The 26463-nt window shown below is 65.5% G+C and carries 26 protein-coding genes and 1 other RNA gene; 14 read left to right on the top strand and 13 right to left on the bottom strand.

The genetic code is table 11. The features are described 5' to 3' along the window. Positions 1-13: 13 nt before the first annotated feature. A complete protein-coding gene (locus OH686_RS11090) occupies positions 14-937 on the bottom strand; it encodes an SdiA-regulated domain-containing protein (protein ID WP_289538595.1) in 924 nt (307 codons plus the stop codon). A 147-nt stretch (positions 938-1084) separates the two neighbouring features. Between OH686_RS11090 and OH686_RS11085 the strand changes: the two genes are divergently transcribed. Then, positions 1085-2068 (top strand): AraC family transcriptional regulator, encoded by a 984-nt coding sequence (locus OH686_RS11085; RefSeq protein WP_289538593.1) that lies wholly within the window; start codon positions 1085-1087, stop codon positions 2066-2068. A gap of 77 nt (positions 2069-2145) precedes the next feature. Further along, on the top strand, positions 2146-3318 hold the full coding sequence (gene ubiM / locus OH686_RS11080) for a 5-demethoxyubiquinol-8 5-hydroxylase UbiM (protein ID WP_289538591.1): 1173 nt from the start codon (positions 2146-2148) through the stop codon (positions 3316-3318). Here ubiM and OH686_RS11075 read toward each other — a convergent pair. Further along, positions 3302-4015 (bottom strand): hypothetical protein, encoded by a 714-nt coding sequence (locus OH686_RS11075; protein ID WP_289538589.1) that lies wholly within the window; start codon positions 4013-4015, stop codon positions 3302-3304. The two genes, ubiM and OH686_RS11075, sit on opposite strands and share 17 nt — an antisense overlap. Positions 4016-4231: 216 nt before the next feature. Here OH686_RS11075 and OH686_RS11070 point away from each other — a divergent pair, with 216 nt between their 5' ends. The 5 genes from OH686_RS11070 to OH686_RS11050 all read left to right on the top strand — a co-directional run bounded on the left by OH686_RS11070 (position 4232) and on the right by OH686_RS11050 (position 9132). Next, on the top strand, positions 4232-5272 hold the full coding sequence (locus OH686_RS11070) for an ABC transporter ATP-binding protein (RefSeq protein ID WP_289538587.1): 1041 nt from the start codon (positions 4232-4234) through the stop codon (positions 5270-5272). Beyond that, positions 5269-6174, top strand: coding sequence for an ABC transporter permease (locus OH686_RS11065; RefSeq protein ID WP_289538585.1), 906 nt, complete (start codon positions 5269-5271; stop codon positions 6172-6174). Before OH686_RS11070 ends, OH686_RS11065 begins: the two co-directional genes overlap by 4 nt. Continuing rightward, positions 6171-6959, top strand: a complete 789-nt coding sequence (locus OH686_RS11060; RefSeq protein WP_289538582.1) for an ABC transporter permease — start codon at positions 6171-6173, stop codon at positions 6957-6959. Before OH686_RS11065 ends, OH686_RS11060 begins: the two co-directional genes overlap by 4 nt. Before the next feature lie 10 nt (positions 6960-6969). Beyond that, positions 6970-8013 carry an ABC transporter substrate-binding protein gene (locus OH686_RS11055; RefSeq protein WP_289538580.1) on the top strand — a complete coding sequence of 348 codons (1044 nt, stop codon included), beginning with the start codon at positions 6970-6972 and terminating at the stop codon, positions 8011-8013. 84 nt (positions 8014-8097) lie between these two features. Beyond that, complete coding sequence (locus OH686_RS11050; protein WP_289538578.1) at positions 8098-9132, top strand: histone deacetylase family protein; 1035 nt, start codon at positions 8098-8100, stop codon at positions 9130-9132. Positions 9133-9150: 18 nt separating this feature from the next. Here the strand turns inward: OH686_RS11050 and OH686_RS11045 are convergent, their stop codons facing one another. The 3 genes from OH686_RS11045 to OH686_RS11035 form a co-directional block, all read right to left on the bottom strand. Continuing rightward, complete coding sequence (locus OH686_RS11045; protein ID WP_289538576.1) at positions 9151-10080, bottom strand: SdiA-regulated domain-containing protein; 930 nt, start codon at positions 10078-10080, stop codon at positions 9151-9153. Between the two features lie 101 nt (positions 10081-10181). Further along, positions 10182-10847, bottom strand: coding sequence for a fumarylacetoacetate hydrolase family protein (locus OH686_RS11040; protein WP_289538574.1), 666 nt, complete (start codon positions 10845-10847; stop codon positions 10182-10184). A gap of 143 nt (positions 10848-10990) precedes the next feature. After that, a complete protein-coding gene (locus OH686_RS11035; protein ID WP_289538573.1) occupies positions 10991-12385 on the bottom strand; it encodes a D-2-hydroxyglutarate dehydrogenase in 1395 nt (464 codons plus the stop codon). Between the two features lie 187 nt (positions 12386-12572). Here OH686_RS11035 and serA point away from each other — a divergent pair, with 187 nt between their 5' ends. Then, a complete protein-coding gene (gene serA, locus OH686_RS11030) occupies positions 12573-13802 on the top strand; it encodes a phosphoglycerate dehydrogenase (RefSeq protein ID WP_289538571.1) in 1230 nt (409 codons plus the stop codon). 59 nt (positions 13803-13861) lie between these two features. On the opposite strand, the gene ppx is transcribed toward serA, so the two are convergent. Next, positions 13862-15361 (bottom strand): exopolyphosphatase, encoded by a 1500-nt coding sequence (gene ppx / locus OH686_RS11025; RefSeq protein WP_192399065.1) that lies wholly within the window; start codon positions 15359-15361, stop codon positions 13862-13864. Between the two features lie 211 nt (positions 15362-15572). Here ppx and trxA point away from each other — a divergent pair, with 211 nt between their 5' ends. The 4 genes from trxA to OH686_RS11005 all read left to right on the top strand — a co-directional run bounded on the left by trxA (position 15573) and on the right by OH686_RS11005 (position 19966). Beyond that, positions 15573-15899 carry a thioredoxin TrxA gene (gene trxA, locus OH686_RS11020; protein ID WP_137973699.1) on the top strand — a complete coding sequence of 109 codons (327 nt, stop codon included), beginning with the start codon at positions 15573-15575 and terminating at the stop codon, positions 15897-15899. Positions 15900-16135: 236 nt separating this feature from the next. After that, entirely contained in the window at positions 16136-17395 is a 1260-nt protein-coding gene (gene rho, locus OH686_RS11015) for a transcription termination factor Rho (protein WP_137973698.1), read from the top strand. Between the two features lie 109 nt (positions 17396-17504). Next, the gene (gene ubiD, locus OH686_RS11010) at positions 17505-18971 is read left to right on the top strand and encodes a 4-hydroxy-3-polyprenylbenzoate decarboxylase (protein ID WP_289538567.1); all 1467 of its coding nucleotides are present in this window, start codon (positions 17505-17507) and stop codon (positions 18969-18971) included. Between the two features lie 26 nt (positions 18972-18997). Further along, positions 18998-19966 carry a CDP-6-deoxy-delta-3,4-glucoseen reductase gene (locus tag OH686_RS11005; RefSeq protein WP_289538565.1) on the top strand — a complete coding sequence of 323 codons (969 nt, stop codon included), beginning with the start codon at positions 18998-19000 and terminating at the stop codon, positions 19964-19966. 157 nt (positions 19967-20123) lie between these two features. Here the strand turns inward: OH686_RS11005 and OH686_RS11000 are convergent, their stop codons facing one another. Then, on the bottom strand, positions 20124-21104 hold the full coding sequence (locus OH686_RS11000; protein WP_289538563.1) for an NADPH:quinone oxidoreductase family protein: 981 nt from the start codon (positions 21102-21104) through the stop codon (positions 20124-20126). Positions 21105-21262: 158 nt separating this feature from the next. Between OH686_RS11000 and OH686_RS10995 the strand changes: the two genes are divergently transcribed. Continuing rightward, positions 21263-21670: a flagellar basal body-associated protein FliL gene (locus OH686_RS10995; protein WP_137973694.1), complete on the top strand. Its 408-nt coding sequence runs from the start codon at positions 21263-21265 to the stop codon at positions 21668-21670. A 1-nt stretch (position 21671) separates the two neighbouring features. Here OH686_RS10995 and OH686_RS10990 read toward each other — a convergent pair whose 3' ends face one another. From OH686_RS10990 to OH686_RS10965, 6 genes are all read right to left on the bottom strand, one after another. Continuing rightward, the gene (locus tag OH686_RS10990; RefSeq protein ID WP_289538561.1) at positions 21672-23546 is read right to left on the bottom strand and encodes a sensor domain-containing diguanylate cyclase; all 1875 of its coding nucleotides are present in this window, start codon (positions 23544-23546) and stop codon (positions 21672-21674) included. A 51-nt stretch (positions 23547-23597) separates the two neighbouring features. Further along, a complete protein-coding gene (locus OH686_RS10985) occupies positions 23598-24047 on the bottom strand; it encodes an EVE domain-containing protein (protein ID WP_289538559.1) in 450 nt (149 codons plus the stop codon). 361 nt (positions 24048-24408) lie between these two features. Beyond that, complete coding sequence (locus OH686_RS10980; RefSeq protein WP_289538557.1) at positions 24409-25008, bottom strand: 5-formyltetrahydrofolate cyclo-ligase; 600 nt, start codon at positions 25006-25008, stop codon at positions 24409-24411. Between the two features lie 8 nt (positions 25009-25016). Beyond that, a non-coding RNA gene (gene ssrS / locus OH686_RS10975) (6S RNA) lies at positions 25017-25195 on the bottom strand. Positions 25196-25229: 34 nt separating this feature from the next. Next, a complete protein-coding gene (locus tag OH686_RS10970; protein ID WP_137973690.1) occupies positions 25230-25544 on the bottom strand; it encodes a cell division protein ZapA in 315 nt (104 codons plus the stop codon). Continuing rightward, on the bottom strand, positions 25541-25750 hold the full coding sequence (locus tag OH686_RS10965; protein ID WP_137973689.1) for a TIGR02449 family protein: 210 nt from the start codon (positions 25748-25750) through the stop codon (positions 25541-25543). The genes OH686_RS10970 and OH686_RS10965 overlap by 4 nt, the downstream gene beginning before the upstream one ends. Positions 25751-25907: 157 nt before the next feature. On the opposite strand from OH686_RS10965, the gene OH686_RS10960 reads away from it, so the two are divergent. After that, complete coding sequence (locus tag OH686_RS10960; protein ID WP_289538554.1) at positions 25908-26462, top strand: YecA/YgfB family protein; 555 nt, start codon at positions 25908-25910, stop codon at positions 26460-26462. Position 26463 lies beyond the last annotated feature (1 nt).

Here is a 26463-nt window from a genome sequence, read left to right as displayed (position 1 = left end):
TCATGATGCGTTGCTACTGCGCCGCCTGCTTCTCGAACACGTAGAACAGGTTCGGCTCGCTGACCACATACAGCCTGCCCCGGTCGTCCGTGGCCACGCCCTCGGCCTGCGGCACGCTCTTGTCCAGGCCGCTCTGGCCGCCGATCAGCGACAGCGTGCTGATCGGCCGGCCATCGGAGTTGATCTCCAGCACCAGGTGCGACTCGTCCGACAGGGCCAGCAGGTGCCCGGTGTGGGCATCGTAGTCGAGGCTGGAGAGGTCGCGCACGAACAGCCGGGCGTCGCGCTCCGGGTCGTCCACCACATGCACGGCGAACGGCTTGTCCGGGTTGGTGTGTGGGAAGCCGTGGATCTCGTAGATGCTCACCGGGTCGCGCTCCTTGGCGGCGAACAGGCGGTGCTTGGCGGCGTCGTAGGCCAGGCCCTCGAAGCCCTTGTTGCCGTTGAGGCCGATGCCCAGCGACAGCTGCTCGGAGTCGGCGGCGTCGACGAAGTCGGTGTCGTCGTCCAGGTGCACGCGGAACAGGCGCTGCTGGCGCTCATCGGTGATCACGTAGAGGTCGCGGCTGATGTACTCGATGGCCTCCGGGTCGCCGAAGCCGACCAGGGGCACGCGGCGCACTATCTTGCCGTCCAGCGACAGCTCGATGATCTCGGGATTCTTGTTGGTCACGGTGAACAGGCTGCGCCGGTCCGGATCGTAGGTCAGCGCCGACACGTCGTCGCTCAGCCCCTCGATCGGCAGCGCCTGCACGGTGGCGCGGTAGTCCGGCAGCCAGATCGACTTGTCCCGCCACTCGGCCGCATGGCGCCATTCTTGCACCACGAACCAGCCACGTTCGAGCAGGCGCCATTGCTGGGCAACCACCAGCAGGGCCACGAGAACGAGCAATGCCAGGGTGGGCAGCAGAACGCGAGCTTGAGTCAGGCGGCGCATGGAAGAGGTTCCAGGTCAGAGGTGCTGCATCAGAACAGGTGCAGCTGAATTGAAGCTTAAGAAGCCTGAAGCGAAACGCCAGACGCAGTTACCGAATACCACCCCAGTGGAACGGCAGTCATGTCAGTGTTACCGGAAGAACGCATCTTGACCACCCTGCATACGGTCGCCCTGGCCGTGCAGAGCCTGCAGCGCATGGGGGTCGATGCCGAGCGGGTACTGGAAGGTAGCGGCATCCCGGTGGCCGACCTGGCCAGCCCGACGCGCCTGGTCAGCCATGCCCAGGAACTGCGCGTGCTGGCCAACGCCCTGGCGGCCAGCGCCGACCCGGCCCTGGGTCTGCTGCTGGGCAAGCGCATGCACGTGTCGGCCTACGGCATGCTCGGCTACACCCTGCTGGCCAGCCGCAATCTCGGCGAGGCCCTGCGCCTGGCCATCGCCCATCCCGCGCTGCTCGGCACCTATTTCCGCCTGGAGCTGCAGACGGTGGGCGACGAGGTGCGCCTGAGTGCCAGTGGCTACCGCTACGACCCATCGTTGACGCTGTTCAATATCGAGCTGTGCCTGACCTCGCTGCTCACCGTGGTGCAGGACCTGCTCGGCGAATCGGTGCGCCCGCGCCGCCTGCTATTGGCCTACCGCGCGCCGGCGCATGCCGCCAGCTATAGCGAGAAGCTCGGCTGCCCGGTGGAGTTCGATGCCGGCTGCAATGCCCTGTGCTTCAACCCGATTCTGCTGGAGCGAGCGCTGCCGCTGGCCGACCCGGTCAGCCACCAGCACGGCCTGCAGCAATGCATGCAGCTAGAGGCCCAGCTGTACAACCGCCACGACCTGCGCGACCTGATCCGCCAGCAGCTGTCCGGCGACCTGGCCGAATGCTCCAGCCTGGAGCGCGTCGCCACCCGCCTGCACCGTTCCGAGCGCACCGTGCGCCGCCATCTGCAGCAGCTCAACACCAGCTTCCAGCACCTGCTCGACGAGGTGCGCTACGACAAGGCGCGCCAGCTGCTGCTGCACACCGACCTGCCGATCTACCTGATCGCCGAGCAGCTCGGCTACAGCGAGACGGCCAGCTTCCGCCACGCCTTCCAGCGCTGGAGCGGCCTGGCGCCGAGCGAACTGCGCCGCTGATTGATCGGGGACAAGGGCCGGCCTGGGTGCCAGCCGTAGACTCGTGCGCATCCCAGTGCCGCGCGGAGCCCCCATCCATGATCCACGATGTCGTCATCATCGGCGCCGGTCCGGCCGGCCTGTGCCTCGCCCGCGCCCTGTCCGGCCATGGCCTCTCGGTCGTGCTGCTGGAGCGCCAGGCCGAGCAGGAGTTGGCCGAACCGGCCTTCGATGGTCGTGAGATCGCCCTGACTCACGCCTCCCAGGCGCTGCTGGAAAAACTCGGATTGTGGCAGCGGCTGCCTGCAGAGGAGGTCGCCGTGCTGCGCGACGCCCAGGTGCTCAACGGCCCCTCGCTGTTCGCTTTGAAGATCCGCGCCGAGCAGGCCGGTGCCGAGCGCCTCGGCCATCTGGTGGCCAACCGGGCGATCCGCCGTGCCGCCTTCGAGGCGGTCGCCGAGTGCGCCGATGTACGGCTGCGCTGCGGGGTGCAGGTAGGCGCGATTCGCCATCGTGAACGCGTGGTAGAGCTGGAGCTGGCCAATGACGAGGTGCTGCACACAGGCCTGCTGGTCGCCGCCGACAGTCGCTTCTCCGAGATCCGCCGCCAGCTGGGCATTGGCGCGCGGCTCAAGGACTTCGGCAAGAGCATGCTGGTGTGTCGCATGGACCACCAGAAGCCGCATCGGCAGACCGCTTGGGAGTGGTTCGGCTATGGCCAGACCCTGGCTCTGCTGCCGCTCAATGGCAACCGGTCTTCCGTGGTGCTGACCCTGCCGCCGCGGGAGATCGAGCGCCTGCGCGGGCTGCACGAAGAGGCCTTCGCCCGCGAGATGGAGCGGCGCTTCGACCGGCGCCTCGGTGCCATGCAGCTGGCCAGCGAGCGCCACGCCTATCCGCTGATCGGCGCCTACGCCGACAAGCTGGTCGGCCCGCGCTGCGCGCTGATCGGCGACGCCGCCGTCGGCATGCATCCGGTCACCGCCCATGGCTTCAACTTTGGCCTGGGTAGCGTGCAGTGCCTGACCGAGGCCGTGCTGGCCGCCCAGTCGCGTGGCGAGAATATCGGCGCGCCGGCGCTGCTGTCCCGCTATGAGCGCCAGCACCGCCTGGCGACATGGCCGTTGTACCAGGCCACCAACCTGTTGGTGGATGTCTATACCAACGACCGTCTGCCGGTGAGGCTGCTACGTGGGGCTGGGCTGCGGGTGGCGCAGGGGTTGTTGCCGCTGAAGAAGGGGATTGCGCGGCATCTCACTGCGCTGAATTAGTAAGAGATGGTTCTTGAGTGATTTTTGAGCGTTGGCTCTGTTGATACGTCACCAGCCGAATGATTTGGTCATTCTTGAAGACATATCTATAGCGAGCGGAGCTGGTGACCGGTTTCCGGTTGTTCCTACCGAACTTGTGGGTGATGGTTTCCAGAAGATCGGCATGACCATCCGCGTCCAGGTCTACGTACTGCCAGTCCAGTTCCTTCGCTCTGTACCTATCGGAGCGAGTGCCCCACGTACCCTCGTTGCTCTCGAAGGTCGATTGATGCAGCACTACCGCTTCCCAACCGTCGAATTGAACCAGCGAGGTATGACCGTAAGTTGCTCCTCCGCCAGACTCTATTCGGGTTGTCTCTACTTCTGAAACACCGTCCTTGTCGAGATCGAGCACTTTCACATGCCTGCCGAGTAGAAATGGTATTTCTTGGGCCAACTGTTCCTCGGGGCGGACGATAACCATCCCAAACATCCCGTTTCTGCTTCTCGACCCTCCGAACATTGCATTTTGGAGGTAGGCGAGCTCTCCGCTGGCAAGGCGAATCGCAACAGGCGGCTCATTGAGCATGAGCTTCTCGTTCGAGCTATGGCTCCACCAAGCGTGAATATCCGCTGCCGAGGGAGGGCTGCCGGTTGCCGCACAAGTACCGCCGCTGAGGAAGAGACAGATCAGCCATGGCACCCGTATTCCCTTCATGTTTTCTCCTTGATGCAGGCCGCTCTTAATTCTTTCAGCCCTCGCAGCTTATCTGCTTGTGGCTGGGCTAGATAACTTGGCCACATCTATCCCCTTTTGTCCGCATCTATCGTTCTGCCGCCAGCGCCGCGCTGCCTAGAATCGATCCCAGTGCGCCCTGGCGTCTACCTGCCTCTTAATCACCAATAAAAACAATTGGTTAGGAGCTAATTGCGGATGAGCAGCGCGATCTTGATCGAAACCCTGAGCATGGAGTTCGGTCCGGGCATGAAGGCCTTGGACGAGGTCTCTCTGGAAATCCGCGACAACGAATTCTTCACCCTGCTGGGCCCCTCCGGCTGCGGCAAGACCACGCTGCTGCGGCTGATTGCCGGTTTCGAGCAGCCCAGCGTCGGGGTGATTCGCCTGTACGGCGAGCCGATGCAGGACCTCCCGCCCTTCCGCCGCCCGGTCAATACGGTGTTCCAGAGCTATGCGCTGTTCCCGCACATGACGGTGGCGCAGAACATCGGCTTCGGCCTGGAGATGCAGGGCAAGCCCAAGGGCGAGATCGCCGCCACGGTGGAGCGCATGCTGGCGCTGGTGAAGCTGCCGGACGTGGGCAACCGCCGCGCCGACCAGCTCTCCGGCGGCCAGCAGCAGCGCATCGCCCTGGCCCGCGCGCTGGCCAGCCGGCCCAAGGTGCTGCTGCTCGACGAGTCGCTGTCGGCGCTGGACATGAAGCTGCGCAAGGAGATGCAGATCGAGCTCAAGCGCCTGCAGGCGGAGACCGGCATCACCTTCATCTTCGTCACCCACGATCAGGAAGAAGCGCTGACCATGTCCGACCGCATCGCGGTGATGAGCAAGGGGCGCATCCTGCAGATCGGCACTCCGAGCGAGATCTACGAGAGCCCGGTGAACCGCACCGTGGCCGACTTCATCGGCGAGACCAACTTCCTCGAGGCCCGTGCGGTCGGCGAGCAGCTGCAGCTGGCCGACGGCCAGACCCTGCCCAGCTATTGCGCGACTCAGGGCGCGGTGACCCTGGCCATCCGCCCCGAGCGGGTGGCGCTGAGCGAGACTGGCAACCTGGCCGGCGAGGTGGAGGAGGTAGTGTATATCGGCACCGACACCCTCTACCTGCTGCGGGTCGCCGGGCAGTCGGGCTTTCGCGTGCGCCAGCAGAATCGCTGCGGCGCGCGCCGAATGCTGGAGCGTGGCGCCCCGGTGCGGCTGGACGTGCCGGCCGCGGCCATCCGGGTGCTGAGCGAATGAGTACGCCGCGGCAACTGGCCGAGCGCCGCCAGCTGCTGCGCCGCCTCGGCCTGATCGCGCCGGGCATGGCGGTGCTGGCGGTGTTCCTGGTCGCGCCGCTGGCGATCATGCTGCTGGTGTCCTTCCTGCAGCCCGGCGAGTACGGCGGGGTGAAGTGGGGCGAGTACTCGGTGGAGGCCTACGTCAGCTTCCTCTACGAGCGCGACTTCGATGACAGCCTGGTGTTCAACACCGATTACCTGGGCATCTTCCAGCGTTCCTTCTGGCTGGCCGTGGCGACCACCGCTGGCTGCCTGCTGATCGGCTTTCCCACCGCGCTGTACCTGGCGCTGCAGAGCGAGAAGAAGCGCAATCTGCTGCTGTTCCTGGTCACCGTGCCGTTCTGGACCAACCTGCTGGTGCGGGTCTACGCCTGGATGCTGCTGCTGCGCAACGGCGGCCTGGTGGATGGCGTGCTGGGCGTATTCGGTGTGCCCGAGGGCAGCGTCGGCCTGCTCTACAGCAATGGCGCGGTGATGATCGGCCTGCTCTACAGCTTCCTGCCGTTCATGGTGCTGCCGATCTACACCAGCCTGGAGAAGCTCGACTGGCGCCTGGTGGAGGCGGCCTTCGACCTTGGCGCCAACCGCTGGCAGGCGCTGAAGCGGGTGATCCTGCCGCTGGCGCTGCCCGGCATGCTGGCCGGCGCCACGCTGGTGTTCATCCCGGCGCTGGGCAACTACATCATTCCCGAGCTGCTCGGTGGCGGTAAGGCGCTGATGATCGGCAACCTGGTGCAGCTGCAGTTCGGCTCCGGGCACAACTGGCCGCTGGGTTCGGCGCTGGCCTTCTCGCTGTTCAGCCTGGTGCTGCTGGCCCTGCTGTTCAATGGTCTGCGCCAGCGTGGCCAGGTACGCGGATGAACCTGCAGGGCCCGCTGTGGCGCTTCACCGGCGTGCGTCCGGCTGCCTGGGCGTTCTTCGCCTTCCTCTACATCCCGATCCTGGTGCTGGTGGCGCTTAGCTTCAATGCCGGGCAGTCGGCCACCCTGTGGCAGGGCTTCAGCCTCAAGTGGTACGGGGTGGTGGCCAATGACCCGGAGATCCTGCGCGCGGCGAAGAATTCGCTGATCGTCGCCGTGTGCGCCACGCTGATCTCCACCTGCCTGGCGACCCTGGCGGCGCTGGGCATGCACGGCCGGCGCTTCCGTGGCCAGGGCGCGCTGCAGGGCGTGCTCGGCCTGCCGCTGCTGGTGCCGGACATCGTCTGCGCGGTGGCCATCCTGATGTTTTTCGCCTTTATCGGCCTGAAGCTGTCGCTGCTGACCATCCTGATCGCCCACGTGGTGTTCTGCACGCCGTTCGCCTACCTGCCGATCCGCGCGCGCCTGCAGGGCATGGACCCGCGCCTGCTGGAGGCCGCCGCCGATCTGTACGCCTCGCCCTGGCGGGCGTTCTGGCGGATCAGCTTCCCGCTGCTGCTGCCCGGCATCCTCTCCGGCGCGATGCTGGCCTTCATCATCTCGATGGACGACTTCGTCATCACCTACTTCGTCGCGGGGGCCGGCTCGACCACCCTGCCGGTGTACATCTTCAGCTCCATCCGCATGGGCATATCGCCGAAGATCAACGCGATTTCCTCGATCATGCTCGTGCTTTCCATTCTGTTCGTCACCCTGTCGTACTACCTCGGCCAACGCAAACGCTAGGAGCCAGACCATGATCCGTCGTACCCCGCTCGCGCTATCCGTCGTACTCGCCCTCGGCCTGTCCGGCGCCGCCCAGGCTGCCGGCAGCCTGAACTTCGCCAACTGGTCGGACTACTACCCGCCGGAGCTGCTGAAGAAGTTCGAGGCCGACACCGGCATCAAGGCCACCCTCGACGCCTACGACTCCAACGAGACGCTGCTGGCCAAGCTCAAGGCCGGTGGCGGCAACTACGACGTGGTGGTGCCGTCGGACAGCTTCATCCAGATCATGGTCCAGGAAGACCTGCTGCAGAAGTTCGACAAGAGCAAACTGCCGAACCTGGCCAACCTGGCGCCGACCTTCCAGAAGCTCGACTTCGACCCAGGCCACGACTACAGCGTGCCGTACCTGTGGGGCACCACCGGCTACAGCTACGACAGCGCCCAGGTGCCGGGCGGCAAGCTCGACGAGAGCTGGGGGCCCTTCTTCGCCCCGCCGGCCGACCTGAAGGGCAAGGTGGTGGCGCTCAACTCGATGGACGACCTGTTCCCGCCGGCCGCCTTCTACCTCGGCATCGACCGCTGCACCGAGGACCCGCAGGAGGTGAAGAAGATCATGGAGCTGCTGAGCCAGCAGAAGGACATGCTCGCCATGTACAACAGCGACGGCACCATCGAGCGCATGGCGGCCGGCGAGGTGGCCATGCACCAGCAGTGGAACGGCGCCTTCCACCGCGCCAAGGAGCAGCGCGCCTCGCTGGTCTACGTCTATCCGAAGGAGGGCGTGTCCACATTCATCGACAACTTCGTGATTCCCAAGGGTGCGACCAACGTCGAGGAGGCCCACGTGTTCATCAACTGGATGATGCAGCCGGAGAACATCGCCGCCGCCTCCAACTTCGCCAAGTACAACAACGCCATCGCCGGTGCGGAGAAGTTCATGGACAAGGCGCTGTTCGAGGACCCGGCGATCAACACCCCGGCCGACAAGCTCGAGCGCCTGCGCTCGTTCAAGCTCTGCTCGCCCAAGGCCCTAGCCCTGCGCAGCAAGGTCTGGACGAAACTCAAGAAGTAAGCCCATGGCTCCCCTCTCTCTTTTACGGGAGAGGGGATTCCACTCGCAACTTTCACGGACCGACCCGAGTCCGGGGAGCCCCTCATGCTGACGATCTATAGCGACGACCATCACCTGCACCACGGCAAATACGAGCTGATCGACGGCCAGCTCACGCCCTGCTTCGAGAAGCCCAGCCGCGCCGACATGGTCCTGGCGCGCGCGCAGAAGGTGAAGCTGGGTGAAGTGGCGGCGCCGCGCGACTTCGGTTTATCGCCAATCCTGCGGGTGCACGACGAGGGCTTCGTGCACTTCCTCAAGGACGCTTGGGCCGAATGGCAGGCCCTGGGTCGCGATTACGACATGCTGCCGTTCACCTGGCCCAACCGCCGCCTGCGCCAGACCATTCCGGACTGCATCGACGGCAAGTTCGGCTACTACAGCTTCGACGCCGGCGTGCCGATCACCGCCGGCACCTGGCAGGCGGTGAGCAGCTCGGTGAACGTGGCGCTGACCGGCCAGGCCGAGCTGGCCAAGGGCGCGCGCGGGGTGTTCTCCCTGTGCCGCCCGCCGGGTCACCACGCCGCGGCCGACTACATGGGCGGCTACTGCTACTTCAACAACGCCGCCATCGCCGCCCAGGCCATGCTCGACCAGGGCGCCAGCCGGGTGGCCATCCTCGACGTGGACTACCACCACGGCAACGGCACCCAGGACATCTTCTACGACCGCGCCGACGTGCTGTTCACCTCGATCCACGGCGACCCGCGCTTCGAGTACCCGTTCTTCCTCGGCTATGCCGACGAGAAGGGCGAGGGCGTCGGCCGCGGCTTCAACTTCAACTACCCGCTGGCCGCCGGCAGCGACTGGTCGGCCTGGAGCCTGGCGCTGGCCGCCGCCTGCCGGCAGATTGCCGCCTACGCGCCGGACGCGCTGATCGTCTCGCTGGGGGTGGACACCTTCAAGGAAGACCCGATCTCGCAGTTCAAGCTGGATAGCCCGGACTACCTGCGCATGGGCGAAGTCATCGGCGCGCTGGGCCTGCAGACCCTGTTCGTCATGGAAGGCGGCTACGCGGTGGAGGAGATCGGCATCAACGCCATCAATGTGCTGCAGGGCTTCGACAGCGTTACTCGCTGAGGCCTGGGCAACAGCGCCTCAACCCTGGGGCGCGGTGAAGGGTTCATCCTTGCGGAACACGTAGAACAGGTTCGGCTCGCTGACCATGTAGATGGTGCCGTCCTCGTCCATGGCCACGCCCTCGGCGCGCGGGATGCGCCGGTCCAGGCCGCTCTGGCCGCCGATCAGGCTGATGAAGCTGACCGGCTCGCCGCGCTCGTCCAGCTCCAGCAGCAAATGCGACTGGGCGGACAGGGCGAGGATATGCCCGGTGCGCGGGTCGACGCTCAGCGCCGAGAGGTTGCGCATGCCCAGACCGTACCTGGGTAGCGGCTGCAGCTGGCTGTCGAGCAGGTGCTGGCCGTCGCTGCCGAGGCTGAACATGGCGGTGGGGTTGCGCTCCTTGCCGAGCAGCAGGCGCTGCTGGGCCGGGTCCCAGGCGATGCCCTCGAAGCCCTTGTTGCCGGCGTCGGGGAAGCCCAGGTCGAAGGGCTTGGCGTCGGCCAGGTCGAGCTCGCGGGTCAGCGGATTCAGTTCGAAGATCGACAGGTTGCGGCGCCGCTCGTCGGCCACGGCGATGTTGCCGTTCTCCAGCACCGCCACGCCCTCCGGATTGGAGAAGCCCTTCAGCGCGATGCGCCGCAGCACGTCGCCGCTGCGGCTGAGCTCCACCAGCATCGGCAGCTTGCCGGTGACGGTGAACAGGGTGCCGGTGATCGGGTTGTAGGTCAGGTCGGAGGTCTCGTCCTCCTCCAGGCCGACCAGCGGTTTGCCCTCGACGCTGGCCTTGTAGCCTGGCAGCCAGATGCTGGCAGCGCGCTCGGCGGCCGGCACGCTCTGCTCCTTGAGCCACAGCAGGGCGCGGTCGTCCCAGTGCAGGTAGCGGGTCAGGGCGGCGGTGCAGGCGAGGGCGACGACCAGCGCCAGGGTCAGGCGACGCTGGCGCGGCAGGAAGAGGCTGAGGGACATCGAATACTGCTCGGGGGGATCGAGCCTCTCAGACTACTCGGCGCCGGTGAAAGTTCTGTGAAGGGCGGCGGAAAGGCCCGCCGCACAGGACCGGTGGCGGATCAGAGTACGCGGCTGGTGAAGCGCGACAGGCCGACCAGTTCGATCTCCAGGCTCTCGCCGCTGGCCAGCGGGCCGACGCCGGCCGGGGTGCCGGTGGACACCACATCGCCCGGTTGCAGGCTGAAGTGGCCGGCAATGTGCTGGATCAGGCCGATGATCGGGTTGAGCATGTCGCGGCTGTTGCCGTCCTGGCGGACCTGGCCGTCGATGGACAGGAGGATGCCGATGTCGCGCACGTCTTCCACCGCGTCGGCGGCGACGAAGGGCGCCAGCACATAGGCGCCATCGAAGGACTTGGACAGCTCCCAGGGCAGGCCCTTCTCCTTGAGCTTGGCCTGCACGTCGCGCAGGGTCAGGTCCAGGGCCGGGGCGAAGCCGGAGATGGCGTCGCGCACTTCTTCCTCGGACGGCTTCTTCGACAGCGGCTTGCCGATCAGCACGGCGATCTCCGCCTCGAAGTGCACGGCACCGCGGTCGGCCGGAATGGCGAAGCTGTCGTTCAGCGGCACGGTGCAGCTGCCCGGCTTGATGAACAGCAGCGGCTCGGTCGGGATCGGGTTGTTCAGTTCGGCGGCATGCTCGGCGTAGTTGCGCCCGACGCAGACCACCTTGCCCAGCGGGAAGTGGATCGGCGTGCCGTCGGTGTACTGGTGCTGGTAGCTCATCCGCTTTTCTCCGAATAGATGCCTGTGAAGCGTCACGAGCGAAGGTCAGGCAAGGCGGCGGAGCTGGGAAAAAGCGGAGTTGGCTAGTGCCAATGAGCATTTTTCCCGGCTTCGCCAACGCAGCATGGCCGAGCGCAGTAGCTTCAGAGCGGGAAGATTTTGCCGGGGTTCATGATGCCGTTCGGATCGAACGCCTGCTTGATCGCCTTCATGTAGCTGATCTCGGCTTCCGAGCGGCTGTAGTGCAGGTAGTCGCGCTTGGTCATGCCCACGCCGTGTTCGGCGGAGATCGAGCCGTTGTACTTCTGCACGGTCTCGAACACCCACTTGTTGACGATGGCGCACTTGGCGAAGAAATCGTCCTTGGACAGGTTCTCCGGCTTGAGGATGTTCAGGTGCAGGTTGCCGTCGCCGATATGGCCGAACCAGATCACCTCGAAGTCCGGGTAGTTCTCGCCGACGATGCGGTCGATGTCGTGCAGGAAGGCCGGCACCTGGCCGACGGTGACCGAGATGTCGTTCTTGTACGGGGTCCAGTGGCTGATGGTCTCGGAGATGTACTCGCGCAGCTTCCACAGGTTCTGCAGCTGCTGCTCGCTCTGGCTCATCACGCCGTCGACCACCCAACCCTGCTCGACGCAGTGCTCGAAGGTGGCCAGAGCCTGCTCGGCGACTTCCTCGGTGGTGGCCTCGAACTCCAGCAGGGCATAGAACGGGCAGTCGGTCTCGAAGGCCGGCGGCACGTCGCCGCGGGCCATGATCTTGGCCAGGGCCTTGTCGGAGAAGAACTCGAAGGCGGTCAGGTCCAGCTTGTTCTGGAAGGCGTGCAGCACCGGCATGATCGAGTCGAAGTCCGGGGTGCCGAGCACCATGGCGGTGAGGTTCTTCGGCGCGCGTTCCAGGCGCATGGTGGCTTCAACGACAAATCCGAGCGTGCCTTCGGCGCCGATAAACAGCTGGCGCATGTCATAGCCGGTGGCGTTCTTGATTAGGTCACGGTTCAGCTCCAGCAGCTCGCCGGTACCGGTGACCACCTTGAGGCCGGCGACCCAATTGCGGGTCATGCCGTAGCGAATCACCTTGATACCGCCGGCGTTGGTGCCGATGTTGCCGCCCAGCTGGCTGGAGCCGGCGGAGGCGAAGTCCACCGGGTAGTACAGGCCCTTGTCCTCGGCGTACATCTGCAGCTGCTTGGTCACCACGCCCGGCTGGCACACCACGGTGCGGTCGAATTCGTTGAATTCGAGGATCTGGTTCATGTAGTCGAAGGCCACCACCACTTCACCGTTGGCGGCGACGGCGGCGGCGGAGAGGCCGGTACGGCCGCCGGAGGGCACCAGGGCGACCTTGTGCTGGTTGGCCCAGCGCACGATGGCCTGCACCTGCTCGGTGGTCTTGGGGAAGACGATGGCGCTCGGTGCGGGGGCGAAATGCTTGGTCCAATCCTTGCCGTAGGCGTTGAGGGAATCGGCGTCGGTCAGCACCTTGCCGGGTTCCACCAGGGTCTTCAGCTCATCGATCAGGGCAGGATTGGTCATCTGGGAACTCTCAAACGATTCATGGTCACCCTGAGAACGCTTCATCGGTCAGGGGTGGCGGTTTCGCGGGGCTCGTATGCTAGCATACGCACCCCGTCAATCGTGCCCCCGAGCCGATCCGCGGGGCCGGCCGGCAGCGTTTTCGGCCGTTTTCCTGACACCTTTTTGTGGGACAACAGGTACTCCGATGAGCAAGACCTCTCTCGACAAGAGCAAGATCAAGTTCCTTCTGCTGGAAGGCGTGCACCAGAATGCCGTCGACACCCTGAAGGCCGCTGGTTACACCAACATCGAGTACCTCAAGGGCGCCCTGTCCGACGACGAGCTGAAGAGCAAGATCGCCGACGCCCACTTCATCGGCATCCGTTCCCGCACCCAGCTGACCGAGGAAGTCTTCGACTGCGCCAAGAAGCTGGTCGCCGTAGGCTGCTTCTGCATCGGCACCAACCAGGTCGACCTGGACGCCGCCCGCGAGCGCGGCATCGCCGTGTTCAACGCCCCCTATTCCAACACCCGCTCGGTCGCCGAGCTGGTCCTGGCCCAGGCCATCCTGCTGCTGCGCGGCATCCCGGAGAAGAACGCCTCCTGCCACCGCGGCGGCTGGATCAAGTCGGCAGCCAACTCCTTCGAGATCCGCGGTAAGAAGCTGGGCATCGTCGGCTACGGCTCCATCGGCACCCAGCTCTCGGTCCTGGCCGAAGCCCTGGGCATGCAGGTGTTCTTCTACGACACCGTGACCAAGTTGCCGCTGGGCAACGCCACCCAGGTGGCCAAGCTGCACGACCTACTGGGCATGGCCGACATCGTTTCCCTGCATGTGCCCGAGCTGCCGTCCACCCAGTGGATGATCGGCGAGAAGGAAATCCGCGCCATGAAGAAGGGCGGCATCCTGATCAACGCCGCCCGCGGCACCGTGGTGGTGCTGGAGGCCCTGGCCGAAGCCATCAAGGACGAGCACCTGATCGGTGCCGCCATCGACGTGTTCCCGGTCGAGCCGAAGTCCAACGACGAAGAGTTCGAGAGCCCGCTGCGCGGCCTGGATCGCGTGATCCTGACCCCGCATATCGGTGGTTCGACTGCAGAGGCGCAGGCCAACATTGGCCTGGAAGTGGCCGAAAAGCTGGTCAAGTACAGCGACAACGGTACTTCGGTTTCGTCCGTGAACTTCCCGGAAGTCGCCCTGCCGGCGCACCCGGGCAAGCACCGCCTGCTGCACATCCACCAGAACGTGCCGGGCGTGATGAGCGAGATCAACAAGGTGTTCGCCGACAACGGCATCAACATCTCCGGCCAGTTCCTGCAGACCAACGACAAGGTCGGCTACGTGGTGATCGACGTCGACGCCGAGTACTCGGATCTGGCCCTCGAGAAGCTGCAGCACGTCACCGGCACCATTCGCAGCCGCGTCCTGTTCTAAGAACGCCGCGCTGCAACGAAAAAGGGAGGCCTAGGCCTCCCTTTTTCATGTCCGGCGTTTCAGCGCACGCTGAGGGTGAAGCCGATCCGCGTCAGCCACTCGGCTTCCTGCTCGAAGTCGGCCTGGGTCAACGGATTGGCCGCCAGCCAGCCGTCGGGGAAGGTCAGGTCCAGGCTCTGCGGGCCGGCCTTGAGCTGCACCTTGGGCATCTCCTGGGTACCGCGGATGTGGTGGAAGAGGATGGCGAAGCGCAGCAGCACGCACAGGCGCTGCAGCTGCACTCCATCCTCGCCGAACTCGGCGAAGCGATCCTTGGGGATGTTGCGGCGATGGCCGCGTACCAGCAGGGCCAGCATCAGTTGATCGCGACGGGAGAAGCCGGCCAGGTCGGAGTGCTCGATCAGGTAGGCGCCGTGCTTGTGGTACTGGTAGTGGGCAATGTCCAGGCCGATCTCGTGGACCCGCGCGCCCCATTGCAGCAGGTCGCTGTGCCAGTCCTCGTCCAGCTGCCAGGCCTCGGTCACCTTCTCCAGGGCCTGCAGGGCCTTGGCCTCGACGCGCGCGGCCTGCTGCAGGTCGACGTGGTAGCGCTCCATCAGCGCGCCCAGGGTGCGCTCGCGCACGTCCTCGTGGTGATGGCGGCCGAGCAGGTCATACAGCACGCCTTCGCGCAGAGCGCCTTCAGAGTGGTCCATGCGCTGCAGGTCGAGGGCGTCGAAGATGGCCTCGGCGATGGCCAGGCCGGCCGGGAAGATCTGCCGGCGATCGGGCTTGATGCCTTCCAGGTCGAGCTTGTCTGCTTCGCCCAGCTTGAACACCTTGCGCTTGAGCCAGGCCAGGCCCTCGGGGTTGATCTCGCCGTTGCCCAGGCCGCCGGCCTTGATCGCCAGGCCCACGGCGCGGATGGTGCCGGAGGCGCCCACCGATTCCTGCCAGCCCAGGCGCTGCAGGCCCTGCTCGATGCTCATCAGCTCCAGGCGCGCGGCGGTGTAGGCCTGGGCGTAACGCGCCGGGGTGATCTTGCCGTCGCGGAAGTAGCGCTGGGTGTAGCTGACGCAGCCCATCTGCAGGCTCTCGCGCAGCAGCGGCTCGAAGCGCTGGCCTACGATGAATTCGGTGCTGCCGCCACCGATGTCCACCACCAAGCGCTTGCCGGGGGTGTCGGCGATGCTGTGCGACACGCCGAGGTAGATCAGGCGCGCTTCCTCGCGGCCGGAGATGACTTCCACCTGGTGGCCGAGCAGTTCGTCGGCGCGGCGGATGAACTCGGCGCGGTTGCGCGCCTCGCGCAGGGCGTTGGTGCCGACGATGCGCACGGCGCCCTGGGGCAGGCCTTGGATCAGTTGGCCGAAGCGGCGCAGGCAGTCCAGGCCGCGCTGCATGGCTTCCTCGCTGAGCACGCGCCCGTCGTCCAGGCCGGCGGCCAGCTGCACTTTTTCACCGAGCCGCTCGAGGATGCGGATCTCGCCGTGGTCGGCCTTGGCCAGCACCATGTGGAAGCTGTTGGAACCGAGGTCGATGGCGGCAATCAGAGGAAACTGCTTGGCGGTGTTGGGCATGAAGGATTGTCCCTTGGCAAACGTTGGCGCCGGTCCTGAGCGAGCGGGCACCGCATGGCAGCATGTTAACCGCCCGTGGCTGGGTTGCCGTAGTCTTTCATCAGCAGTATGAAATCCATTGATAGTCAAGCTCAATGGAGAGCGGCTTTCGGCAGGGGCGGATGCGGGCTATCATGGCGCCACTTTTCTGCTTCCGATCACGGAGACTCACATGAGCGATTTCATCACCAACGTCAGCGACACCAGCTTCGAAGACGACGTGATCAAGGCCGAAGGTCCGGTCCTGGTCGACTACTGGGCCGAATGGTGCGGCCCGTGCAAGATGATCGCCCCGGTGCTGGACGAAATCGCCCAGACCTACGCCGGCAAGCTGAAGGTCTGCAAGCTGAACATCGACGAAAACCAGGAAACCCCGCCGAAGTACGGCGTGCGTGGTATCCCGACCCTGATGCTGTTCAAGAACGGCAACGTCGAGGCCACCAAGGTCGGCGCCCTGTCCAAGTCGCAGCTGGCTGCCTTCCTCGACGCCAACATCTAAGGCGTTCGCCGCTGTAATAGAAGCCCCGTACTCGCGGGGCTTTTTCTTTGGGCGCAGGCTGGACGTCGCGATAAACGCGGTGTTACATTCGGGCCTGCAACGGGTTCCCCGTTGCCCCCCAAGCCGTCGCCGACGCACTCCTCCCGATAATATCGAGCGATCCAGTCGCCTTCTCGCGGCGCGGCCAGCAAAGCCCAAGGCTTTCCTTCCCTCCTTCATATACCTACGTCATTCCTATGAATCTGACCGAACTCAAGCAAAAGCCGATTGCCGAACTGCTGGACATGGCCGACCAGGCTGGTCTGGAAAACATGGCCCGTTCGCGCAAGCAGGACATCATCTTCGCCCTGCTCAAGAAGCACGCGAAAAGCGGCGAAGAGATTTCCGGCGACGGCGTGCTGGAGATTCTCCAGGACGGCTTCGGCTTCCTGCGCTCCGCGGACTCCTCCTACCTGGCCGGCCCTGACGACATCTACGTCTCGCCCAGCCAGATCCGCCGCTTCAACTTGCGTACCGGTGACACCATCGTCGGCAAGATCCGCCCGCCGAAAGAAGGCGAGCGCTACTTCGCCCTGCTCAAGGTCGACACCATCAACTTCGACCGTCCGGAAAACGCCAAGAACAAGATCCTGTTCGAGAACCTGACGCCGCTGTTCCCGACCAAGCGCCTGACCATGGAGGCCGGCAACGGCTCCAAGGAAGACCTCACCGGCCGCGTGATCGACCTCTGCGCGCCGATCGGCAAGGGCCAGCGCGGCCTGATCGTCGCCCCGCCGAAAGCGGGCAAGACCATCATGCTGCAGAACATCGCGGCCAACATCACCCGCAACAACCCCGAGTGCTACCTGATCGTTCTGCTGATCGACGAGCGCCCGGAAGAAGTGACCGAGATGCAGCGCACCGTGCGCGGCGAAGTGGTCGCCTCCACCTTCGACGAGCCGCCGACCCGCCACGTGCAGGTCGCCGAGATGGTGATCGAGAAGGCCAAGCGCCTGGTCGAGCACAAGAAGGACGTGGTCATTCTGCTCGACTCCATCACCCGCCTGGCGCGTGCCTACAACACCGTGATCCCGAGCTCCGGCAAGGTGCTGACCGGTGGTGTCGACGCCCATGCCCTGGAGAAGCCCAAGCGCTTCTTCGGCGCCGCCCGTAACATCGAGGAAGGCGGCTCGCTGACCATCATCGCCACCGCGCTGGTCGAGACCGGCTCGAAGATGGACGAGGTGATCTACGAGGAATTCAAGGGCACCGGCAACATGGAGCTGCCGCTGGACCGCCGCATTGCCGAGAAGCGCGTGTTCCCGGCCATCAACATCAACAAGTCCGGCACCCGCCGCGAGGAGTTGCTGACCGGCGAGGAAGAGTTGGCGCGCATGTGGATTCTGCGCAAGCTGCTGCACCCGATGGACGAGATCGCCGCCATCGAGTTCCTCACCGACAAGCTGAAAGACACCAAGACCAACGAAGAATTCTTCCTCTCCATGAAGCGGAAGTGATTCGAGCGTTGCCACAGAGGCCGGGGAAACCCGGCCTTTGCATTTGCGCAGCCTTCTGAATAACCCAGTTCGGCGCTAAACTTTGCGCCCCGACCTGTGAGGCCCAAGCATGCAGTACCGCGACCTGCGCGACTTCATCCGCGAGCTGGAAAAGCGCGGCGAACTCAAGCGCATCCAGACCCCGGTCTCCCCCGTGCTGGAAATGACCGAAATCTGCGACCGTGCTCTGCGCCGCGGCGGTCCTGCGCTGCTGTTCGAGAAACCCACGGGCTTCGACGTGCCGGTGCTGGGCAACCTGTTCGGCACCCCCGAGCGCGTGGCGCTGGGCATGGGCGCCGAGGATGTCGGCGAGCTGCGCGAGATCGGCAAGCTGCTGGCCTTCCTCAAGGAGCCGGAGCCGCCCAAGGGTCTGAAGGACGCCTGGAGCAAGCTGCCGATCTACAAGAAGGTCATCAGCATGGCGCCCAAGGTCCTCAAGGACGCGCCGTGCCACGAGGTGATCGAGGAGGGCGACGCCGTCGACCTGGGTAAGCTGCCGGTGCAGACCTGCTGGCCGGGCGACGTGGCGCCGCTGATCACCTGGGGCCTGACCATCACCAAGGGGCCGAACAAAGAACGGCAGAACCTCGGCATCTACCGTCAGCAGGTGATCGGCCGCAACAAGGTGATCATGCGCTGGCTCAGCCACCGCGGTGGCGCGCTGGATTACCGCGAGTGGTGCCAGAAGTACCCGGATCGTCCCTATCCGGTGGCCGTGGCCCTGGGTGCGGATCCGGCGACCATCCTCGGCGCGGTTACCCCGGTGCCGGACACCCTCTCCGAATATGCCTTCGCCGGCCTGTTGCGCGGCCATCGCACCGAGCTGGTCAAGGCCATCGGATTCGACCTGCAGGTGCCGGCCAGCGCCGAGATCGTGCTGGAGGGCCATATCTACCCGGGCGAGACGGCGCCGGAAGGCCCCTATGGCGACCACACCGGTTACTACAACGAGGTCGACACCTTCCCGGTGTTTACCGTCGAGCGCATCACCCGTCGCCGCGAGCCGATCTACCACAGCACCTACACCGGCCGGCCGCCGGATGAGCCGGCGATCCTCGGCGTGGCGCTGAACGAGGTGTTCGTGCCGATCCTGCAGAAGCAGTTCCCGGAGATCACCGATTTCTACCTGCCGCCGGAAGGCTGCTCCTACCGCATGGCGGTGGTGACCATGAAGAAGCAGTACCCCGGCCATGCCAAGCGCGTGATGCTCGGCGTCTGGTCCTTCCTGCGCCAGTTCATGTACACCAAGTTCGTCATCGTCACCGACGACGATGTGAATGCCCGCGACTGGAACGACGTGATCTGGGCCATCACCACGCGCATGGACCCCAAGCGCGACACGGTGATGATCGACAACACGCCGATCGACTACCTCGACTTCGCCTCGCCGGTCTCCGGTCTGGGCTCGAAGATGGGCCTCGATGCCACCCACAAGTGGCCGGGCGAGACCTCGCGCGAGTGGGGTCGGGTGATCGAAAAGGACCCGGCCGTGGTCGCACGTATCGACGACATGTGGAAAGAGCTGGGCATCGACTGATGAGTGCGTCACCTGCTGAGCAAGTCATGAAGGTCACCCTGCAGCCCTCGGGCGCGGTGCTCGACGTGCATGGCGGCGAGCGCATCCTAGATGCCGCGCGGCGCCTGGGCTACGACTGCCCGCAGAGCTGCCGCAACGGCAACTGCCATATCTGCGCGGCGTTGCTGGTAGAGGGTAGGGTGCGCCAGGCCGGCGCCGAGCTGGATCATGGCGAGCTGTTCACCTGCCTGGCCGAGCCGTTGCAAGACTGCGTGTTGCACTGGGACGGCGTGCTCGCCCCGGGCGAGTTGCCGGTGCGTACCTTCGGTTGCCAGGTGCTCGATCTGGAGGACCTCGGTGGCGATGTCTGCCGCGTGCTGCTACGCGCACCGGCCGGCAAGGCGCCGCGCTACCACGCCGGGCAGTACTTGCTGCTGCAGCGTGACGACGGCGAATGGTCGGCCTTCTCCCTGGCCTCGGCGCCCCATCAGGGCCGTGATCTGGAGCTGCATATCCTCACCCGCGAGGACAGCAGCCGGCAGATCGTCGCGCAGCTGCGCCGCACGCGCCTGGCGGGGGTGCAGATGCCGTTCGGCGATACCCATCTGGCCGAGTTGCCCGACGGGCCGCTGGTGCTGCTCGCCGCCGGTACCGGCATGGCGCAGATGCACAGCCTGATCGAGCACTGCCGCGCCACCGGCTTCACCCATCCGCTGCACCTGTACTGGGGCGTGCGTCAGCCAGACGATTTCTATCGGCTGGACAGCTGGCAGGCCTGGGAAGGCCAGCCCGGCCTGCATCTGCACAAGGTGGTCAGCGACAGCTGCGGCTGGGAGGGGCGTTGCGGCATGCTGCACGAGGCGGTGTGCCAGGACTTCGCCGATCTCAAGGCCTTGCACGTCTACGCCAGCGGCTCGCCGGGCATGGTCTACGGCACCCTCGATGCCCTGGTCGAGGCCGGCATGGATGCGCACCAGATGCGCGCCGACGTCTTCGCCTACGCACCGCGGGAATGATCGCCCGGCCATGAAAAAAGCCGCCCGCGGGCGGCTTTTCCATTCATCCGATAGGCTGAATCACCCTTCTCCCTCCGGGAGAGGGGCCGGGGGTGAGGGATCTCACAGGCGACTCGGCGCCCCTCACCCCAACCCTCTCCCATAGGGAGAGGGAGCATCAGCGAACCTGTACCACCACCTTGCCCACGGCCTTGCGCTGACCCAGCGCATCGATGGCCGCGGCACCCTGTGCCAGCGGGAAGGTCTGCGACACCAGCGGCTTGAGTTTGTTCTCGGCATGCCAGGCGAACAGCTGCTCGAAGTTGGCGGCGTTGTCCTGCGGTTGGCGCTGGGCGAACGAGCCCCAGAACACGCCGACCAGCGATGCGCCCTTGAGCAGCGGCAGGTTGGCCGGCAGGGCCGGAATGCCGCCGCCGGCGGCGAAGCCGACCACCAGGAAGCGGCCGTTCCAGGCGATGGAGCGGAACGCCTCCTCGAACAGCTCGCCACCCACCGGGTCGTAGATCACGTCCACGCCCTGGCCGCCGGTGAGCTTCTTCACCTCGTCCTTGAGGCTCTGTTCGCTGTAGTTGATCAGGTGGTCGGCACCGGCGTTGCGCGCCACTTCCAGCTTCTCGGCCGAGCTCGCCGCGGCGATCACGGTGGCGCCCATGGCCTTGCCGATCTCCACGGCCGCCAGGCCGACGCCGCCGGAGGCGCCCAGCACCAGCAGGGTCTCGCCCTTCTGCAGGTTGGCGCGCTGCTTGAGGGCGTGCATCGAGGTGCCGTAGGTCATGCTGAAGGCCGCGGCGGTGGTCAGGTCCATGGTCTTGGGCACCGGCAGCACGTTGTAGCCGGGCACCGCCACCTCTTCGGCGAAGCTGCCCCAGCCGGTCAGGGCCATGACCCGGTCGCCGGCCTTGAGGTGGCTGATCTTCTCGCCAACCGCCTTGACCACGCCGGCCGCTTCACCGCCCGGGGCGAACGGGAACGGCGGCTTGAACTGGTACTTGCCTTCGATGATCAGGGTGTCGGGGAAGTTGACGCCGGCGGCATGCACCTCGATCAGCACCTCGTTCTTCTTCGGTTCGGGGCTGGGCAGGTCTTCCAGGACCAGGCTGGAGGCCGGGCCGAAGGCTTTGCAGAGCAGGGCTTTCATCGCACTTTCCTCGGGTTCGTGACTGTCCGGCAGTGTAGGAGGCGCGCCCGGTGGGTCAACGAGCATGCCCGCATCTGATGGCGGCCTATAAGCGTCGGGCTTGGGCGCGCGGGCCGCTATGGCTATGCTAGGCGGCATCTGCCTTCGAGGAATCGTCCGTGAAAAACCGCATCGCTCTGCTGCTGGCCCTGATCCTGCCGTGCACCGCCCTGGCCAGTGGCGGCGGCGAGGAAGAGAACGCCGCACCCAAGGTCGCCTACGTCAGTCTGGTGCCAGCACTGGTGGGCAACTTCGGCGCCGGGCCCAAGCTGAAGTTCTTCAAGGCCGACATCGCCCTGCGGGTGACCGGCAGCGAGGCCGAGGAGAAGGTCGAGCACCACGAGCCGCTGATCCGCAACCAGCTGGTGATGCTGTTCGCCCAGCAGACCGAGGCCGGCATGGCCGACGAAGCGGCCAAGGAGAAGCTGCGCCAGGAGGCGCTGAAGCAGGTACAGGACGTGCTGAATCAGGAAGAGGGCAAGCCCATCGTCGAGGACCTGCTGTTCAACAACCTGATCATTCAATGAGTCAGGCGGGCGGCGCCTGGCGCTCGCGCCCTTCGCCGGCCATGGCCTCGCTCCACACGCAGGTGCGATTGCGCCCCTCGTGCTTGGCCCGATACAGGGCCTGATCGCTACGCGCCACCAGCCCGCCCGGTTGTTCCTCGCTGACCGGCTCCGCCACCGCCAGGCCGATACTCAGGGTCAGGCGGCCCAGCGGGCTGCCTGGGTGGGCGATGGCCAGCCCGGCGATCAGGTCGTGGACCCGCGCGGCCACATGCTCGCCGCCCTCGAGGCCGGTATTGGCGAGGATGATGGCGAACTCCTCGCCGCCGTAGCGACAGACTACATCGCCCTCGCGCTGCAGGCTGTTCTGCAGGACTTCACCGACCTTGCGCAGGGCATCGTCGCCGGCCAGGTGGCCGAGGCCGTCGTTGAACGCCTTGAAGTGGTCGATATCCAGCATCAGCAGGGCCAGCGGCGCGCCGATCCGGCGCAGGCGGCGCCATTCGCTGTGCAGCTGCTGGTCGAAGAAGCGCCGGTTGTACAGGCCGGTCAGGCCGTCCAGCTGCGACAGGCGCTGCAGGCGCGCCTCCAGTTCCAGGCGCTCGCTGTTGTCGCGAGACACGGCAATCAGGTACTCGCGCTCGCCCAGCTGCACCAGTTGGGTATTGATCTCCGCCGGCTGGCGGCTGCCGTCACGGCGGCACAGCTCGCGCTGAAATATCCGTGACTGGTTGTCCTGCTGGGCCGTGCGCACCTCCTCCAGCCAGGCGTGGAAGCCCGGCAGCAGCTGCTCGGGTGCCTCGCGCAGGAGCTGGGCGAACTGCTCGGCGCGGTAGCCGAGGCCGGCATAGGTGGCCTGGTTCATGTGCAGCAGCTCGCGGCTGCGGGTGTCGAAGATGAACAGGCTGTCGTGGCTGGAGTCGGTGAGGTCGAGCACCAGCTGCAGACGCTCGCGACTGTCGCGCAGGTGGCGCTCGATCTCTTCGCGGCGCGTGGCTTCCACCTGCAGGCTGCGATTGGTGCGCTGCAAGGCGCCGGCGCGGTGGGTGTTCTCCAGGGCCAGGGCCAGGGCCGCCACCAGCAGCAGGCTGATGGTCAGCCCGGCGCCCAGAACCACCTGCGGCAGGGGCGTGGCCAGGCTCTGCAGGAGTTTGGCGGTGGGGCTCAGCTGCAGGCTGAAGGTATCGTTGTTGAGCAGTCGCAGCGGCACCTCGCTGGCCATCTGCGGCAGCGTGTCCGGGCGCTCGCGGCTGTACAGGCTCTGGCCATTTTCCCGCAGGCGCACGCTGAAGCTGTCGCTGTCGAGCTGAGCGAGCAGCTCGTCCATCAGCGGCTCGACGCGGAATACGCCCTGCAGGAAGCCGTCGAAGCGATGCTGGTCCGGGCCTGCCTCCAGATACAGCGGGGTATAGAGAACGAAGCCACGCCCGCCCTGGACCAGCTGGAAACTGTTGGAGAAGCGCTGCTCGCCGGTCTGCTTGGCCTGCATGGCCAGCGGGTAGTTGGGATGATCGGCGGTGAGGCGGAAATTGGCGGCGGCCTCGTTGCCGCGCAGCGGCAACAGCCAGCGCATCTGCAGGTCGGGGCCGATCCACTGCACCGATTGATAGGCGCGGAAGTCGGTTAGTGCCAGCTCGGCTTCCTGTTCCCAATCGTCGCGTGACAGGCGGCCCAGGTTGTTCCACAGGCGGGCGATGCGGCCGAGGCTCTCGACCTCGGTGTGCAGCGTGCCTTCCAGCTGGCGCGCCAGACTGCGCGCCTGGTAGTCGACCCGTTCTTCCACGCGCGCCTGCTGGTCGCGCTCCAGCTGGCGCCAGAGCATCAGGCTGGCCAGGCACAGCACCAGGAAGAGGAAGCCCAGCGCCAGGCGCGCGGGCCAGACGGGTCGTGCGCGCATTATCGGCTCCGCGAGGCTATGCCGTGGTGATAGCACAGCGCCGGTAGGGACTCAACGCATGGCGAGAATGGCCTGCCATTGTTCTGCGCTGACCGGCATCACCGACAGGCGGCTGCCGCGTTGCACCAGGGCCAGTTCGGCCAGTGCCTGCTGCTCGCGCAGGCTGGCCAGCGGCAGCACGCGCGGGAAGGCCTCGACGAACTCGACGTCGAGGGCGCTCCAGGGATTCTTCTCGGCGCTGGCCTTGGCATCGAAGTAGTGGCTGTTCGGGTCCAGGGCGGTAGGGTCCGGATAGACCGGGCCGGCGATGCGCGCGATGCCGGCGATGCCCGGTTCCGGGCAGCTGGAGTGATAGAAAAAGAACTCATCGCCGATCTGCATGCTGCGCATGAAGTTGCGCGCCTGGTAGTTGCGCACCCCATCCCAGCGCGCTCGGCCCAGCTGTTTCAGATGTTGGATGGACAGTTCGTCGGGTTCCGATTTCATCAGCCAATAAGGCATGAACTTTGCTCCTGTCTGCCGGTCATTGCGCGGGACTGAAAATCGTTCCCGCGGATGACTGCCGGATGGCGTCAAAAAATGTGTGAGCCTTCACCGCTTCCTGGCGGCCGATGGCCCAGGCTAGGCGCCGCCGTAACGGCCAATAACAACACCGCCACCGGTAGAGAACAGTAGTGTGCCGAAAGGGGGAGGCAACTCGATGAAGCGCAAGCCAGATATTTTGTGGGTCCTGGTCATTCTATTCAGCCTAGGCATGGTTACCACGGGTTACACCCAGGGTCTCTGGGACCGTCAGGGCAATTCGCCGTCCAGCCAGATTCAGCAATGACCTGCTGATATCGCCGCAGGGAGCGCGGCGGTCTCAGTGATGCCAGCGGCGGTCGGTCACCACCGCGCCGAGGCGAATATCCCAGCTGGCCAGGGTCAGCCTGTCCACCTGCTGACACTCATGCGCCACTCCTAAAAGCGTCGGCTTGTGCCAATTTTTGCGCAGTTGCCTATAGGCCAGGCTGCGGTCATAGAAACCGCCGCCCATGCCCAGGCGCCCGCCGTACAGATCGAAGCCCACCAGCGGCAGCAGCACCAGGTCCAGTGTCCAGACCTTGCGTTGGCGTGCGCGCCGCGCCGGCGGTTCCTCGATGCGGAAACGATTGCGTGCCAGCGCCTCGTGCGCATGCACGCGCTGGAAGTTCATCTTGGTGCGTGGCCAGTCGCGGAGCACCGGCAGGTACGTCGCCTTGCCGCGACGCTGAGCCTCGCGCAGCAACGGGCGCGGATCGATCTCGCCGTCATTGGGCAGATACAAGGCGATATGGCGGGCGCGGCGGAACAACGGATGCTGGGCCAGTTGCCGGTACAGCGCGCGGGCAGCGCGCTGTTGTTGCTGGGGGGAGAGGTTGCGGCGAGCCTGGCGGAGCTGGCGGCGTAGCGCCGCGCGGGATAGATCACCAGCCAGGATCATGGAATTCTGGACTCCCCGGTCATGCCGCTGTCGGGTTAGCCCTTGAACCCGAAAGTTCAAGGTGGAGATTGCAGGAGGCGTTAAGGCTTTCCGTCAGGCGGACATGCACACCGGCCCCGCTGGCAACCCCCGTGGTTGTGCGTATCGGCTCAGGGACATCACCGACTGGCCAACACACCAGGGAGCTCGAGGCGAGTATACCCCATTCGACCGCTCTGCAATCAGAGTGTCTGGCCATCCGGATCGGCGGCCAAGGCAGTGTCGACCCGATCCAGCAGGTCGCGCACGCGCTCGCGGGTGGAGTTGGCTTCCTGATCCAGGCGCTGCTGCTTGTGCAGCAGATCGTGGGTGATGTTCAGCGCGGCCATTACGGCGATGCGGTCGGCGCCTATGACTTTGCCGCCGGAGCGGATCTCGCGCATCTTGCCGTCCAGGTAGCGCGCGGCGCTCTCCAGGTTGGCGCGTTCGTCCGCCGGGCAGGCGATGCAGTATTCCTTGTCGAGAATATGCACGGTTACGGTGTTCGACTGGGTCATGAGTCCTGCTCCAGGGCTTTCAGGCGCGAAATCATCGCTTCGACCTTCTGCCGGGCCATTTCGTTCTTTTCGATCAGATGGGCGCGTTCCTCGCGCCAGGCCTTTTCACTGGCCAGCAGGGAGCGATTCTGCGTCTTCAGCTGCTCGACGCGCTGGATTAACAGTTCCAGCTTGCGTGTGAGGGCTTGCAGTTCGGCGTCTTCCATCGGCTCCATACCTGGGCAGTTATCTCGGCACTATAAAGGATTGCGGGGAGGGGGCGGCAAGCGCTGTGCGGCAACGAGGCGGTGGAAACCCTGGCGCGCAGGCCCTAGGATACGAGGCCTCCATTCTAGAGATTGCGCGATTCAGCGCCTAGTTGCCATGTCCATTTCGAATTCCCCCTACGCTGCCTTCGCCGCCCTCCTGGCGAGCACTGGCAAACCCGTTTCCCCTGCCGAACTGCACGGCCTGCTGCTCGGTCGCAGCTGTGCCGGTGCCGGCTTCGAGGCCGATGCCTGGATCGCCGATGCCGTCGAGCTGCTCGGCGCCGAGCCGGCCGACAACGTGCGCCAGGCCCTGGTCGGTCTGCAGGAGATGGTCAAGGGTGAGCTGGGTGGCAGCGATGTCACCGTGGTCCTGCTGCTGCCTGGCGACGATGCGCCTCTGGGCGAGCGCGCCAAGGCCCTCGGCCAGTGGTGCCAGGGCTTCCTCGACGGCTTCGGCATGATCCTCGGCAACGCCGCGCTGAGCGCCGAGGCCATGGACGTGCTGCAGGATCTTTCCGCCATCGCTCAGGTGCAAAGCGCGCTGGAGGAATCCGAGGACGGCGAAAGTGACTATATGGAAGTGATGGAATACCTGCGTGTGGCTCCGCTGCTGCTGTTCGCCGAGTGCGGCAAGGCCGCGGCGCCCGCCCCCAAACCTTCTCTGCACTGAG

Origin of the sequence: Pseudomonas sp. SO81, assembly GCF_030374125.1 — a bacterium.
GTDB lineage: Bacteria > Pseudomonadota > Gammaproteobacteria > Pseudomonadales > Pseudomonadaceae > Aquipseudomonas.
The sequence above is the reverse complement of the archived record's forward strand: the minus strand, read 5'-3'. Positions and strand labels throughout refer to the sequence as shown.

Coding starts and splice junctions, on each gene's coding strand:
- OH686_RS11090 (WP_289538595.1), bottom strand. CDS start 937: ATGCGCCGCCTGACTCAAGCTCGCGTTCTGCTGCCCACCCTGGCATTG.
- ubiM (WP_289538591.1), top strand. CDS start 2,146: ATGATCCACGATGTCGTCATCATCGGCGCCGGTCCGGCCGGCCTGTGC.
- OH686_RS11075 (WP_289538589.1), bottom strand. CDS start 4,015: ATGAAGGGAATACGGGTGCCATGGCTGATCTGTCTCTTCCTCAGCGGC.
- OH686_RS11070 (WP_289538587.1), top strand. CDS start 4,232: ATGAGCAGCGCGATCTTGATCGAAACCCTGAGCATGGAGTTCGGTCCG.
- OH686_RS11065 (WP_289538585.1), top strand. CDS start 5,269: ATGAGTACGCCGCGGCAACTGGCCGAGCGCCGCCAGCTGCTGCGCCGC.
- OH686_RS11060 (WP_289538582.1), top strand. CDS start 6,171: ATGAACCTGCAGGGCCCGCTGTGGCGCTTCACCGGCGTGCGTCCGGCT.
- OH686_RS11055 (WP_289538580.1), top strand. CDS start 6,970: ATGATCCGTCGTACCCCGCTCGCGCTATCCGTCGTACTCGCCCTCGGC.
- OH686_RS11050 (WP_289538578.1), top strand. CDS start 8,098: ATGCTGACGATCTATAGCGACGACCATCACCTGCACCACGGCAAATAC.
- OH686_RS11045 (WP_289538576.1), bottom strand. CDS start 10,080: ATGTCCCTCAGCCTCTTCCTGCCGCGCCAGCGTCGCCTGACCCTGGCG.
- OH686_RS11040 (WP_289538574.1), bottom strand. CDS start 10,847: ATGAGCTACCAGCACCAGTACACCGACGGCACGCCGATCCACTTCCCG.
- OH686_RS11035 (WP_289538573.1), bottom strand. CDS start 12,385: ATGACCAATCCTGCCCTGATCGATGAGCTGAAGACCCTGGTGGAACCC.
- serA (WP_289538571.1), top strand. CDS start 12,573: ATGAGCAAGACCTCTCTCGACAAGAGCAAGATCAAGTTCCTTCTGCTG.
- ppx (WP_192399065.1), bottom strand. CDS start 15,361: ATGCCCAACACCGCCAAGCAGTTTCCTCTGATTGCCGCCATCGACCTC.
- trxA (WP_137973699.1), top strand. CDS start 15,573: ATGAGCGATTTCATCACCAACGTCAGCGACACCAGCTTCGAAGACGAC.
- rho (WP_137973698.1), top strand. CDS start 16,136: ATGAATCTGACCGAACTCAAGCAAAAGCCGATTGCCGAACTGCTGGAC.
- ubiD (WP_289538567.1), top strand. CDS start 17,505: ATGCAGTACCGCGACCTGCGCGACTTCATCCGCGAGCTGGAAAAGCGC.
- OH686_RS11005 (WP_289538565.1), top strand. CDS start 18,998: ATGAAGGTCACCCTGCAGCCCTCGGGCGCGGTGCTCGACGTGCATGGC.
- OH686_RS11000 (WP_289538563.1), bottom strand. CDS start 21,104: ATGAAAGCCCTGCTCTGCAAAGCCTTCGGCCCGGCCTCCAGCCTGGTC.
- OH686_RS10990 (WP_289538561.1), bottom strand. CDS start 23,546: ATGCGCGCACGACCCGTCTGGCCCGCGCGCCTGGCGCTGGGCTTCCTC.
- OH686_RS10985 (WP_289538559.1), bottom strand. CDS start 24,047: ATGCCTTATTGGCTGATGAAATCGGAACCCGACGAACTGTCCATCCAA.
- OH686_RS10980 (WP_289538557.1), bottom strand. CDS start 25,008: ATGATCCTGGCTGGTGATCTATCCCGCGCGGCGCTACGCCGCCAGCTC.
- OH686_RS10970 (WP_137973690.1), bottom strand. CDS start 25,544: ATGACCCAGTCGAACACCGTAACCGTGCATATTCTCGACAAGGAATAC.
- OH686_RS10965 (WP_137973689.1), bottom strand. CDS start 25,750: ATGGAAGACGCCGAACTGCAAGCCCTCACACGCAAGCTGGAACTGTTA.
- OH686_RS10960 (WP_289538554.1), top strand. CDS start 25,908: ATGTCCATTTCGAATTCCCCCTACGCTGCCTTCGCCGCCCTCCTGGCG.